At 62.2% G+C, this 13819-nt stretch carries 10 protein-coding genes; 7 read left to right on the forward strand and 3 right to left on the reverse strand.

The features are described 5' to 3' along the window. Positions 1–28 precede the first annotated feature (28 nt). Positions 29–1495 carry a sulfatase gene (locus tag SINAC_RS29395; protein ID WP_020466951.1) on the reverse strand — a complete coding sequence of 489 codons (1467 nt, stop codon included), beginning with the start codon at positions 1493–1495 and terminating at the stop codon, positions 29–31. 196 nt (positions 1496–1691) lie between these two features. Between SINAC_RS29395 and SINAC_RS29400 the strand changes: the two genes are divergently transcribed. From SINAC_RS29400 to SINAC_RS29430, 7 genes are all read left to right on the forward strand, one after another. Further along, complete coding sequence (locus SINAC_RS29400) at positions 1692–3164, forward strand: aldehyde dehydrogenase family protein (RefSeq protein WP_015249197.1); 1473 nt, start codon at positions 1692–1694, stop codon at positions 3162–3164. 380 nt (positions 3165–3544) lie between these two features. Beyond that, positions 3545–5734 (forward strand): S9 family peptidase, encoded by a 2190-nt coding sequence (locus SINAC_RS29405; RefSeq protein ID WP_015249198.1) that lies wholly within the window; start codon positions 3545–3547, stop codon positions 5732–5734. A gap of 175 nt (positions 5735–5909) precedes the next feature. Then, a complete protein-coding gene (locus tag SINAC_RS29410) occupies positions 5910–6233 on the forward strand; it encodes a hypothetical protein (RefSeq protein ID WP_015249199.1) in 324 nt (107 codons plus the stop codon). Beyond that, positions 6230–7903 carry a sodium/pantothenate symporter gene (locus SINAC_RS29415; protein WP_015249200.1) on the forward strand — a complete coding sequence of 558 codons (1674 nt, stop codon included), beginning with the start codon at positions 6230–6232 and terminating at the stop codon, positions 7901–7903. Before SINAC_RS29410 ends, SINAC_RS29415 begins: the two co-directional genes overlap by 4 nt. Before the next feature lie 46 nt (positions 7904–7949). Then, the gene (locus SINAC_RS29420; RefSeq protein ID WP_015249201.1) at positions 7950–9440 is read left to right on the forward strand and encodes a M81 family metallopeptidase; all 1491 of its coding nucleotides are present in this window, start codon (positions 7950–7952) and stop codon (positions 9438–9440) included. Then, entirely contained in the window at positions 9440–10294 is an 855-nt protein-coding gene (locus SINAC_RS29425; RefSeq protein ID WP_015249202.1) for a carbon-nitrogen hydrolase family protein, read from the forward strand. Before SINAC_RS29420 ends, SINAC_RS29425 begins: the two co-directional genes overlap by 1 nt. A gap of 6 nt (positions 10295–10300) precedes the next feature. Further along, positions 10301–10735, forward strand: coding sequence for a ribosomal maturation YjgA family protein (locus SINAC_RS29430; protein WP_015249203.1), 435 nt, complete (start codon positions 10301–10303; stop codon positions 10733–10735). A 54-nt stretch (positions 10736–10789) separates the two neighbouring features. Here the strand turns inward: SINAC_RS29430 and SINAC_RS29435 are convergent, their stop codons facing one another. Continuing rightward, complete coding sequence (locus SINAC_RS29435; RefSeq protein ID WP_015249204.1) at positions 10790–12049, reverse strand: SGNH/GDSL hydrolase family protein; 1260 nt, start codon at positions 12047–12049, stop codon at positions 10790–10792. 343 nt (positions 12050–12392) lie between these two features. Then, entirely contained in the window at positions 12393–13808 is a 1416-nt protein-coding gene (locus tag SINAC_RS29440) for a DUF1501 domain-containing protein (RefSeq protein ID WP_015249205.1), read from the reverse strand. Positions 13809–13819 lie beyond the last annotated feature (11 nt).

Here is a 13819-nt window from a genome sequence, read left to right on the forward strand (position 1 = left end):
CCCGATGGCCGCGGCGCGTCCCGTTCGATCAAGGGGCCGGTTTCAGCCCCTCGCCACGGGACGCAGGCCGCGTGCCTTCTTGGAGGAGGCGTTTCATCTCGGCAACGGTTTCGGCGTGGTGCGGGTCAGTCGCGAGGTTCGTGCCTTCGCGCGGGTCCGTTTCGTGGTCGTACAACTGGACGCCCCGCTTGCCACCGTCCCACTCGGTGTAGCGATATCGCTCGGAGCGGACGGAATAACCCTTGAACGGATCCGACTGTCCTTTACGACTCACCTGAGTGACGGCACCGTGGTTCCAGGGCCGCTCGGGATCCTCGAGCAAAGGGCGCAAGCTTCGGCCGTCGAGATCGGCGGGAGGGGTCAGACCGCAGAGGTCGGCCAAAGTCGGATAGACGTCGATGAGCTCGACCACCTTCGAGGTCGCTCGCTGATTCCCTTTCATCCCAGGCGCCGCGATGATCAGCGGGACCCGTGCTGATTCCTCGAAGAGCGTCATTTTCTGCCAGAGGCCGTGCTCACCAAGCTGGTAACCATGATCGCTCATGAAGACGATGATGGTACGGCGGCTGAGCCCAAGCCGGTCGACCGCATCGACGACTTTGCCAACCTGCGCGTCCATGAAGGAGGTCGACGCGTGGTAGGCCTGAATCGCTTGTTGCTGGAGGAGCGTACTGATGCCGTAGTTCGGCGGAGTCACCGTCAATGCAGGCGCGGGAACCCCGTCACGGCGCGCCCCACTCCCGCTCACAAGGGAAATCGTCTCGAGCGGATAGAGCTTGAACCAAGGTTTGGGAGCCACGTAAGGGGTGTGCGGCCGAAAGAAGCCCATCGCGAGGAAGAAGGGACGGTCGCGATTCTGCTCGAGCAGGCGGACCGCAGCCTCCGCCCCTTTACCGTCCGTCTGTTCCGCGTCCTCCCCATCGGCGGCCAGCCAGCTCAAGGTGGCGCCGAAGCCGGTTCCCGGCTTGATGGAGACAATCTTGTCCTCATCATCTTTGTCACGGCCCCGAGGGTTGACGACCTCGTCCCACGACTCCGGATCATCCAGGCCGTTGGTGCCGATCTGCCCGGGCACTCCGTAGTGGAAGAGCTTGCCCACACGTGCGACGTGATACCCGTTCTTCCGAAAGAGTTGGGGGAGCGTCACCGTGGCCGGTCGATTCGTCCGGAACTTGGCGGCGTTGTCCGTCACCCCGGTCGTGTCGGGCCGGAGGCCGGTCAAGAATGAAGTCCGGCTCGGGTTGCAGAGCGGGTACTGACAGTAGGCCCGATCGAACCTTACGCCTCGGGTGGCCAGTCGATCGATCTGAGGCGAGCGGACGAGCGGGTGCCCGTAACAGCCCAGCGCATTCCGCAAGTCGTCGGCCGTGATCAAGACGACATTGAGCCGGTGATCGCCTGAACGCGGCTCTTCCGCCGCAATCACGATCGTGCTCATCAGGACCAGGCTGAACGCCATCGCGGCGACGCATCGAGTCAAACGCTTTGATGTCATTGATCGGTTCTCCCTGGTCCGCAACAGACAAGCTTCCCGCATCAAACCTCCTCAACCAAGGCCCGGATGATACCCCTCATCGGCGCTCATTTCGAGACTCAGGTTGGAATCCGCAAGGGGTTGACACGCTGCCACCGCTTCCGGACCATTGCCTAATTCAGTCCGAGAACGACGCACCCCTTTACGAGGTTTCCTCATGGCCCAAACCGCGACGGCCCCACGGGCCACTCCGGCCATTCGTCACACAAAGCTCCTGATCGACAATCAGTGGGTGGATCCCATCGAGGGGGGAGACTTCGAGACCTATAATCCCGCCACCGGCGAAGTCATCGCTCGGGTGGGCGCGGGGACAGCAGCCGACGTGGATAAGGCGGTCAAGGCCGCCCGTCGCGCACTCGAGTCGGGCCCCTGGGCCACCATGGACGCGGCCGAACGAGGCCGCTTGATGTACGAGTTGAGCGACCTCGTCGAGCGCAATGGCGCCGAGCTCGCCGCACTCGAGTCGCTCAACTCCGGCAAGACGATCACCGACTCCCTGGGGGATATTGAAGGGGTCGTCAACACCCTCCGCTACTATGCCGGCTGGGCCGACAAGATCGAAGGTAAGACGCTGCCGGTGCGCGGTAGCTTTCTCTCCTACACGCTGAGACAGCCCGTCGGCGTCGTCGGCCAGATCATCCCCTGGAATTTCCCACTGTTGATGCTCGCCTGGAAGTGGGGCCCCGCCCTCGCCTGCGGCAACACCGTGGTGATGAAGCCCGCCGAGCAGACCCCCTTGACCGCGCTCCGGATCGCCGACCTGGCGATCGAGGCCGGATTCCCCGCGGGCGTACTCAACATCATCAACGGATTCGGTGAAACGGCCGGCGCGGCCCTGGTGGCGCATCCGGACGTCGACAAGATCGCCTTCACCGGCCACGTCGATACCGCCAAGATCATCCAGCGCCAGGCGGCCGAGACGCTCAAGCGAACCACGTTCGAGCTCGGCGGCAAGAGCCCCAACGTGATCTTCGCCGACGCCAACATCGAGGACGCCGTCGCCGGCGCCTTCCACGCCATCTACTTCCACGGCGGCCAGTGCTGCACCGCGGGGAGCCGGCTCTTCGTCGAACAGAAGATCCACAAGGAGTTCGTCCAGCGCCTGGCCGAGAAAGCCAAGACGCGAACGATTGGCGATCCCCTCAACCCGGCCACCGAGCAAGGTCCGCAAGTCTCACAAGAGCAACTCGACAAGATCCTCCACTACGTCGACCTTGGCCAGAAGCAAGGGGCCAAGCTCCTCTCCGGCGGCGGACGCGTCGGCGACCGTGGATTCTTCGTCGAGCCAACCATCTTTGACAACGTCAAAGATGACATGGCGATTGCGCGTGACGAAATCTTCGGGCCCGTCGTCAGCGTCCTCCCCTTCACGGGAGTCGACGAGGTGGTCGAACGATCGAATAACACTTCGTACGGCCTGGCCGCTGCGATCTGGACCAAGGACATCGACAAGGCCCACCTGTTCGCCAAACGGGTCAAGGCTGGAACCGTCTGGGTCAACTGCTATCACGTTGTCGATACCACGACCCCGTTCGGCGGTTTCAAGATGTCCGGGCAAGGCCGCGAGAACGGCGAAGCCGCGCTCGAGCACTACAGTGAAATGAAGACCGTCACCGTCAAGCTCGGTTGATCCTGTAACGACCCCGACCCTCGGACCCGCCGAGTGGTCGGGGTCGATGACTGGCTGATGCGTTCAACGCGGGGTTGGCAAAGGCTCAACGAAATTACGTCCGGCCGGACGACAAGTTTCAGTGGAACCGAAAGAATCAAAACAGCAAATCTTTATTTTCAAATTTCAAGCACACGTAAATTTCCAGCAGAGAGCAATGGTTGTGGATCGCCGTCAGGCAGCCTGGACAGTGGCGGCGTAAACCCTTAAACCACCGGTGTATTGGCATTCACAGAGCCAAGCGGCAATCTCCCATGCACCACATCCCGCGAGCCACATCTTTGAGAGAACCGATGAGACCAGCCCGCTCTCTTCTGCTCCTGACATTCCTCGGAGTCTTCATGTCGGAACGATCAAAGCTCTGGGCCGAGACGCCGGACACGAGCCGCAAGGGGGTCGATGCGGCGGCCGTGGCCAAACTCCCTACCCCGGGGAGCGTGGTCCCAGCCGCGTTCGGGTTCACCCCGGACGGGAAGGCTCTCTCTTATTTGAAGTCAGAGTCGGCCAGCCTGAGTCGAGTGCTCTGGCGCGTGGATCTCACGGCGGGCGAGCCGCGCGTCGTGGCCAGACCACCTGGTGACGGAGATACGGAATCAACGCTTTCCGAGGCGGAGAAGCTTCGCCGCGAACGCCAGCGACTGCGTGAAACCGGGATTACCCAGGTCGTCCGCGCCGAGGCGGCCGATGTCTCGGTCTTCCCGATCGGTGGCGACCTCTACCTCCAACGTCAGGACGGGCCGCTCGAACGTATCACGAACACGCCTACACCCGAGCTCGATCCCAGGTTGTCTCGCGACGGAACCAAGGTCGCGTTCGTGCGCAACGATGAGTTGCACGTGATCGATCTGGCAACCAAGCAAGAGCGACAGCTCTCCCAAGGGGCCGGCGACGGCCTAACCCACGGGCTTGCCGAATTCATCGCGCAAGAAGAAATGGATCGCGCGAACGGATACTGGTGGTCACCCGACGGCGCAACGATCGCCTACCAGGAGACCGACGAGCGGCACATCCCCCTCTACTCCATCGTTCATCAAGGGGGGGAGAAAATCTCGGTCGAGACGCACCGCTATCCGTTTGCCGGCGAGGCGAATGCCAAGGTCAAGCTCGGCGTCGTCTCCACCGAAGGGGGCGCAACACGCTGGCTCGAGCTCGAGGAACCAGGTGCCGACTTCTATCTCGCTCGGGTGAACTGGGCCTCTCCGAGTTCACTTCTGGTTCAAACGCTTTCTCGCGACCAGAAACGATTACGTCTTTATCGATTTGACGTCGAGTCGCTCCGGAAGACGCTCCTGATTGAGGAGACCGCCGAGACCTGGATCAACCTCCATCACGACCTCCGCGTGCTCGACTCGACCGGCGAGATCCTCTGGTCGTCCGAGCGCACCGGCTTCCGCCACCTGCAACTGCACGATCGCGACGGGAAGCTCTTGCGGACGTTGACGTCCGGTGACTGGCCCGTGGATGCGCTTGTGGCGCTCGACGAGCACCGACGCGAAGCCTGGTTCTCGGCCGGCCGAGAGACTCCCCTCGAAGTCCATCTCTACCGAGTCACGCTCGACGGCGGCGAAGTGGTCCGTCTCACGGACGAGCCTGGCACCCATCGAGCCGTTGTGGCACAAGGGGGCGAGCACTTCGTCGATGTGGCGTCAAGCCTCGATCGCCCGTCGATCACGACGATCCGAGATCGCGCGGGGAAGATCCTCAAAACGCTCGATGACGCAAGTTCCGACCCCCGCGTCGGCGCCTTGTGGCTGGCTCCGCCGGAACTGGTCGAATTCGTCAATCGCGACGGCATCAAACTCCAAGGCGCATTCTATCCGCCGAAGTCAAAGGTCCTCGGCGAGAAGGCCCCCTTGGTCGTGATCGTCTACGGTGGGCCTCACGTCCAAACAGTCTCGAACGCTTGGACCTTATCGGCCGACATGAATGCCCAGTTCTTGACCGAACGTGGATTCGCCGTCTGGAAGGCCGACAATCGAGGCTCGGCGCGACGGGGGCTCGCCTTTGAGTCGGCGCTCAATCGACAGATGGGAAATGTGGAAGTACGCGACCAGGTGGATGGCGTCAAGTTTGTTGGAGAGCACTGGCCCGACGTCGATCTCGAACGGGTCGGCGTCACCGGAAGTAGCTACGGCGGCTACATGACGCTCAGGGCTCTGACCGAGGCGCCTGACCTTTTTCGAGCCGGCGTTTCCGTGGCACCCGTGACGGACTGGGACGGTTATGACACCTGCTACACCGAGCGCTACATGGGGACACCCGCCAATAATGCGGAGGGCTATCGCAGATCGTCCGTCCTGTCTCACGTCGAGTCGCTCCGGGGCGAGCTGCTCGTGATTCACGGCATGCTCGACGAGAACGTTCATTTCCGCCACACCGCGCGTTTGACAACCGCCTTGATCTCGGCGGCCAAGCCCTTCGCATTGCTCCCCTTGCCCGACGAGCGGCACTCATCGCGACGCGACCCTGACCGCAAATATGTGGCAGAGCGAATCGCCGGTTTCTTCGAGCAGGCCTTGCGCTCGCGTTGAAGTTCCTGTTTATATCGGTTGAAGTCGGTCGATCGCCACGTCAGGGGCTTGCGTTCGGCGCACCGACGTGAGAAAAGGATTTGGCCCCTCGACGCACTCTCCCAAACGTCAGGCAATGAGATCACCGCGCTGGCATCCCCTGCCGGCCTCACCGTTAGTTAGGAGTGCACTCGCCGTGTCCGGAGACATCGATCCTGTTTTAAAGCATTCCCGACGTGAGGCGATCATCATCGGGGTGGCCTGGCTCATCTCAACGACGTATTGCTGCGCGTATTGCTATTGGGCCGGGTACATCCGCGAGGGGCGGCCGCTCGGCGTTCAGGACGTGAAGCCCATTTGGGGGATGCCGTCCTGGGTTTTCTGGGGAATCATGGTTCCCTGGCTGCTCTGCTCTCTCTTCACCTTCTGGTTCGCCGGCTTCTACATGGTGGACGACGACCTCGGCACGGATCACACAGGCGAGCTCGAGAGCGATATCCGGGAAGGGGGCCTCCATTGAATCCTGCTCAGACCATTCACGCTCAGCCCCCCACCCTCATCGCCTTGCTTCTCTTCACGCTGATCTCGCTCGGATTGGGCGTGGTGGCCAACCTCGCCCAGCGCAAGGGGACCTTCCTCGAGAAATACTTCCTGGGAGGCCGATCGCTGGGTGCGTTCGCCGTAGCGCTGACGGCCGCCGTGATGAGCGGTGGCACGTTTGTGGGATTCCCGTCCCTGGTCTATAGCTTTGGCTGGGTCGTGGCCCTCTGGATCGCCTCGTACATGGTCGCTCCAGTGACCGTGCTCGGGATCCTCGGCAAGCGGATCGGCCAGCTCTCCCGCAAGACCGGCGCGATCACCCTGCCCGACCTCTTTCGCGAACGGTTCGGCAGCCCGACGCTCGGCCTGATGACGAGCCTGCTGGTGATGTTCTTCCTGGTCTGCAACCTCGTGGCGCAATTTGCAGCCGGTGCCCGGATCATGAAGATCGTGCTCCCGGTGGAGACGACGTCCTGGTTTGTGGGCGCGGAGGTCGCGGCCACAACCGACGCCGGTTATTACATCGGCCTGGCGATCTTCACAGCGACCGTCGTTGCCTACACCACCTACGGCGGGTTTCTGGCCGCAATCTGGACCGATGTCTTCCAGAGCATCATCATGGCGATCGGAGTCATGCTTTTGTTCCCGCTGGCGATGACCGCCTCGGGCGGGTTCGCGCAGGCCACCTACTCGGGCATGGCGCAGACCGACCCGGGCTTCGGCTTCGGTCCGGGCGCGGGGCGTGAGTTTCATCCCCTGGGCTTGGCCATCTCCTTCTTTTTCATGTGGGCTATTACGGGGATGGGACAACCATCAACGCTCGTTCGCCTGATGGCCTTCCGCGATTCCAGGACGCTTCGCTATTCCATCATCTATCTCACCATTTACAACGCCCTGATCTACATCCCCCTGCTCTTCATCTTCGTGGCGGCCCGGAGCATCCTGCCCAACCTGGCGTCGTCTGACGACGTAATGCCGAGCCTCGTCATCAAGCTCGCCAACCCTTACGTCGCCGGCTTGATCCTGGCTGCCCCTTACGGGGCCGTCCTGAGCACCGTGAGCGGCTGGCTCCTGATCGTCTCCTCGGGCCTGGTGCGCGATCTCTACCAGCGCTTCTTCCGCCCGACAGCAACGGAGCGCGAGATCGCCTGGGCCAGCTATTCAACGACGGTCGGGATCGGCTTGCTGGTCGCAGTCGTGGCCCTCAACCCACCGAAATATCTTCAGCTCATCATTGTCTTCTCAAGCACCGGCATGGCGGCGGCCTTCCTAATGCCCGCACTGCTCGGCAGCTTCTGGCGAAGGTCGACAGCCGCCGGAGCAATCGCGGCGATGGCGACCGGGACCGCCGTCACACTCGGCCTTTACGTGCTCGGCACGCTCGGGCCCGAACGCTTGCACCTCGGCTGGCTCTTCGCCCCCAACCCGGATATTGGAGCGGCGAGTTCCTTCCGGCCCTATTACCTGCTCGGATTCGATCCCTGTATCTGGGGACTCTCGGCGTCGCTCGCAGCCGGTCTGATCGGGAGTTGGCTCTCACCGCTTCCCCCCGAAGATCGTGTTGCGCTCCTCTTCGATGCGCAACCGGCCGATGCACCCGCCCCTGCCACGCTGGACCTACATCCGGAGACCAAAGTCAGCACAGCGTGAGGGACTGAACTGATCCCACTCTTCCCGACCCTCTGGGGACTTCGCGATGGCCAGAATCGCCGTTGGCGGTCTGATGCATGAGTCGAATACATTCGCGACCTCTCGGACCGACCTTACCGCGTTCGAGTCGGGGGGACTGGAGATCGGCGACGGGATCTTCCAGCGCTGGGGCGAAGCCCACCACGAGGTGGGCGGATTCTTCGAATCGGCCGCAAAGAACGGCTTCGAGATTGTTCCCACGTTGATGGGCTGGGCGACCCCGTCCGGCCCTCTCACCTCCGCAACTTATCGTGAACTGACCGATCGACTGCTCCAAGCCTTGCAGGAGGCCGGGCCCGTCGACGCCGTCCTCCTGGCCCTCCATGGTGCCATGGTTGCCGATGGCGAGGACGACGCCGATGGCAGCTTGCTCGCCAAGGTGCGATCCTTGATCGGCCCGAGTCGCCCCTTGATCGTCACGCTCGACTTTCATGCCAACGTCTCCCCCTTGATGGTATCCGAGTCCAGCGCCCTGATTGCCTATCAGACCTACCCCCACGTCGATCAGCGAGCGCGAGGCAAGAGAGCGGGTGACCTGGCCTGGCAGGCCGCAACCGGACTCATCCGACCCACGCAGGCGATGAGCAAGCCCCCGATCCTGATCCACCTGCTCGCTCAGGAAACCGGTCGAGAACCGATGAAGGGCCTGATCGCCGGCCTCGAAGGCTTGGAACGCTCCCAAGGTTTCCTTGATGCCAGCATCCTCGCCGGCTTCCCTTACGCCGACGTCGCAGCCACGGGGCCAACCTGCATTGCGGTCACCGATAACAACCTCGCGTTGGCTTCGGAAATGGCCGAACACCTCTCCGCGAGTCTCTGGAACTATCGCCACCAACTCACGGCTACCCCCCCTGACGCCGCCGAAGCTGTGGCCAGGGGCCTCGCGACCAGCCAGACCCCGGTGATTCTGGTCGACCTGGGCGACAACATCGGCGGAGGTTCAGCGGCCGACAGCACCGTCTTGATCCACGAACTGCTCAAGCAAGGGGCGACCCGGTCGCTCGTCGTGCTTTTTGATCCCGACGCGGTCCTCGCCTGCCAACATGCCGGCGTCGGCGGCTCCGTCGCACTCTCGGCCGGTGGTAAGATCGATCGCAATGCGCCCCCTTTGAGGGTGACCGGCTTCGTCGAAGTGCTCCATGACGGGCACTATGTCGAGAAACTCCCGAGGCACGGCGGAATCCGGAACAACGATCAAGGGGCCACGGCGGTGGTCCGGCTCGAGGGGGAGAATCGGCTCGTGCTCACCTCGTTGCGTCATCCTCCCTTCAGCCTTGGCCAGTTGACAAGCCTGGGACTCACCCCAGAGAGCGCCCGCTTCATCGTGGTCAAGGCGGCCGTCGCCTACAAAGCGGCTTATGCCCCGATCGCCGGCACGATCATCGAAGTGGACACGCCTGGTTTGACGGCGTCGAACCCGGCACGTTATACGTATCAGAGAATCCGAAGGCCGATCCTTCCGCTCGACCCCGAACCCATCGTCGAGGCCGTCGTCTGATGAACATGCCCAGCCCGCTCCGAATTGCCGGGGTCCAGATGGATGTCAAGATCGGCGATGTCGCAGCCAACCGCGCCGCGATCGTCGGTCAGATGAGCGTTGCCGCCGCCGAGGGGGCCCGCCTCGTCGTCTTTCCGGAGTGCGCGCTGACCGGCTACGGTTTCGAGAGCCGCGAAGAGGCCTTGGCGTTCGCCGAGCCAATTCCAGGGCCGAGTGTGCAGACGATCGAGAGCCAATGCGCCAAGCTCGGGATTGCCGCCGTCTTCGGCCTGCTCGAACGAGACGGCGATCGACTTTTCAACGCCTGCGTCCTCGTCGGCCCGTCGGGGGTGATCGGCTCCTACCGCAAGGTGCATCTCCCGTTCCTCGGGGTCGATCGCTTCGCGGATCCGGGCGATCGCCCGTTCGCGATTCAGGAGTACGAGGGCTTACGGATTGGCATGCACATTTGTTACGACGGAGCCTTTCCCGAGTCGGGACGCGTCCTGAGCCTTTTGGGTGCGGACGTGCTCCTGCTGCCGACGAACTGGCCGACTCATTCGGAGTGCGCCGCGATTCATATGATTGCCTGTCGCGCCATGGAGAACGTCGTCTATGCCATGGCGGTGAATCGCGTCGGCGAAGAGCGCGGGTTCCGGTTCATCGGCCGGAGTTCGATCGCCGGCCCGAACGGCGAGATTCTCCAGTCCGCCAGTCCGGACGCGGAAGAAATCTTCTACGCCGAGATCGACCCGGCTCGCTCCCGGCAGAAACGGCTGATCAGAGTCCCGGGCAAACACGAGGTCGACCGCATCGCCGACCGCCGACCCGAGTTTTACACCGAGTTGGTTCGGCCAAAACAGCCGCAGGACTGATCGCGAATGATGGATCGGCGTCGAAGCCGCAGCCGAGTCTTTGCCGCCGCCATCCTCGTGGTCGCGCTCGGTCTGAGCTCGCGCCGATTCCCGGAATATCAGCCCCGCGTCGTCAGTCTCTACGCTGGCGATATCCTCTGGGCACTGGTGGTTTATCTCGGCCTCACCTTCGTGAGGCCGGCGATATCGCGGAGGATGGCCGCAACACTCTCACTGAGCTTCGCCCTGCTGATCGAGATCAGCCAGCTCTACCACGCGCCCTGGATCGATTCCCTCCGCGCCAATCGCTTGGGCGGTTTGATCCTCGGTTTCGGTTTCCTTTGGAGTGACCTGATCTGCTACGGCGTGGGAATTTTGATCGGAGTCCTCGTTGATGAGATATTCCGCAAGCAATCAAAAACCGAAGACCAAGGGGGCATCCCCCCCTGGCCCTGGCAATAAACGGTTGCCCCCTTCGGGGTGACAATGAACCCACGCAGTCCGAAACCGTCGAGGTCAAGCTTTCGGCTTCAACTCATACCGTCTTGGTTTCGGCTGGGCGGCGGCACGCTGCTGGTCCACGATCTCGGCCTCAACACGATCGAGATCGGCGATCGCCTCATCCAGATGGGGTGACTTAATATCGCTCAGCGGGACCTGAATCTGCCGCCAGCGTGTGAAGTGAATATTGTTGTGCTTGAGCGTCAGGCTATGAACCTCACTCGCCTGCCTGGTCATCGGCGTCGAGAGCAGGGCCAGGTTGATGCCTTCGGCAAGCTGGTCCTTTGAGAAGGAGCCCACGTCTTCTCCGTCGATGCTCAAGACATAGTCGGCCCCCTCGAGCCCAGCGACCTTGAGTTTTTGCTGGTCAAGGTCTTTCGCGAAGTCGGAGGAGTTGACCGCCAGCTTGATCACGTCGTCTTTCAGATCGACCGGGAATGGAAGCGACTCGTCGAGTTGCGTCCACTTCAAGACGTTGTCCTTCCACTGAACGTCCGAGACCTTGGTCTTTTCCACCTGGACCTTCGGCTCGCTGCTCGATTCGATCTTGAGGTCCACGCTGGAAACCAGGGCCGGCGCATCCCACGCATCGAGCAATGCGGCCGCCATCAAGAGCTGGCCACCCGGGCCGGGATGGACCCGATCGGGATTCAATTTCGTGGCTTTTTCCGGGTCGGTTTCATACGCCTTCTTGGTTGCATTGACAACCGACGTGTTCAAGTCTGCAAGTTGAGTGTGCTCTTTTTCCGCCAGCTCCTTGAGGAAGTCGCCGTAGCGGATCAGAACGGCGTTGTAACCGTTCGGGAAGACAGGGCGACGCGTGACGTCATCAAACGGGGAAGGGCGAATCAACGTGATCCTGATCTCGGGAAGCTCCGCCTTGACCTTTTCGACGATACGTTCCATCCCCTTCGCGTAGGTCTGAAAGATATTCTCGTCGAAGGGGCGATAACTTGCGTCGTTCATGCCGAGCATGATCGTCATGACCGTCGGCCGGTAGGCGAGGACGTCCCGCTTGAGCCGGGTATCGATCGAGCCTCCGCCACCACCAGTCACGCGGTCACCTCCCCATCCGGAATGAACGAATGAGACGTTCATCGAAGGGAATCGAGTGACGACATACGTCTCGACGAATGTCGTATAGAGACGCTGATCGGTAATACTATCTCCATAGAAAACGACTCGATCGCCATCCTTGAGGTAAAATGGCTCCTCCGCAAGCGCCGGGGGCGCCAGAGCAAGAACGAGATAGGCGGCAATGCGAGCGGCTCTCATAAGAGGGTTCCTTTGTGTCGAAACAAAGTAAAAAGACGTTGAATCGCTTCCCGGTCCGGGGCGGGGTGGATGCCCCACTTCGGAGCGGGCCCGAACCGTAGGTCGGACGGTGGAAGCCCAACGGGTGGACGGCCCATCCGATACGCGACTGCGGCCGACTTTGGGAAGAATGCTTGAGCGGTTTACCTTCGAGTCGACCACTTCGGGGTGGCTGGGGGCCGTAGTCGGCCCCTGGTGTGTGGGCCGAAAGACCGGGGTTGAGCATGGCCCCCAGCCACTCCGATCAATCAGCCTTGTGATCGACTCGAACGAAGATCGCTTTAGCGTGGCATAAACGTGCGTCTCAGGCAAGAATCGGCTTGACCACGTTACCGAAGACGTCGGTCAAGCGGTAGTCTCTGCCACTGTAACGGTAGGTGAGCTTGGTATGGTCGATGCCCATCAGGTGGAGGATCGTGGCGTGGAGGTCATGGACGTGGACCTTGTTTTCGACGGCGTGCCAGCCGTACTCGTCGGTCGCGCCGTAGGTCATCCCCCCTTTGATTCCTCCACCGGCCAGCCACATCGTGAAGCCGAACGGGTGGTGCTCACGGCCGTCAGTTCCTTCGGCCGTGGGAGTCCGGCCGAACTCGCCTCCCCAGATCACCAGGGTGTCTTCAAGGAGGCCCCGCCCCTTCAGGTCCTTGAGAAGCGCGGCGATCGGCTGGTCCGTCGCCGCGCAGTTGTTCGGGAGTTCCGTCTTGAGTCCGCCGTGCTGATCCCAGAGTTGGCAACTCGCTCGTTTCGCGGTCTGGGTGTGGTAGACCTGAACGAACCGGACACCGCGTTCAGAGAGGCGGCGCGCCATGAGACACTGGGTGGCGAAAATGCCGGTCGTCGGGTCGTCGAGACCATAGAGGGCCCGGGTGGCCGGTGACTCTCGGCTGACGTCGAAGGTCTCGGGAGCCTGACGCTGCATCCGATAGGCCAGCTCGAACGACGAGATCCGGGCGCTGAGCTGGCTGTCTTCTTGACGGCTCTGGAGGTGCCGTTCGTTGAGCATCCTCAACGTATCAAGCTGGTCGCGTTGGCGATCGAGCGAAATCCGTGGGTTCGCGAGGTTGGCGATCGGATTCTTCAGGTCGGCAACGAGCGTCCCTTGATAAGCGGCGGGGAGGAAGCTCGACGTCCAGAGGGGAGCCCCCTGGGCCGGTTGCGCCGGGCTGATCACGAGATATCCAGGGAGGTCCTGGTTCTCGCTGCCAAGTCCGTAAAGCAACCACGAGCCCAGGCTTGGCCTGGAAAAGGCTTGCTCGCCCGTGTTCATCTGGAGGCAGGCGCCATTGTGGTTGATGTTGTCGGCGACCATCGAGCGAATCACACAGATGTCATCGACGCATGCGGCCACATTCGGAAAGAGCTCGCTGACTTCGGTGCCCGACTGCCCATGTTTGCGAAACTTGAACGGTGACTGGAGCAGATTGCCCGTCTTGGTCCGCACGAGGTGAGGCATCGCGAACGGTAAGGGCTTACCATTGTCGCGTGCGAGCATGGGCTTGGGATCGAACGTATCGACGTGCGAAGGCCCCCCGGACATGAAGAGAAAGATCACGCGCTTCGCGCGAGCGGCATGCATCGGCAGCTTCACCGCCAGCGGGTTGGCTTTCCCCCCATCGGCACGCGCTTCCGCGTCAAGCAGGCCGGCCAGCCCGAGGACTCCGAACCCGTTGGCAAACGTCGAAATCGCCTCTCGGCGGCTCATGCGTGTCGAAATCGGCATGGCAGTCCCTT

The sequence above is a fragment of the Singulisphaera acidiphila DSM 18658 genome (assembly GCF_000242455.2).
GTDB classification, from domain to species: domain Bacteria; phylum Planctomycetota; class Planctomycetia; order Isosphaerales; family Isosphaeraceae; genus Singulisphaera; species Singulisphaera acidiphila.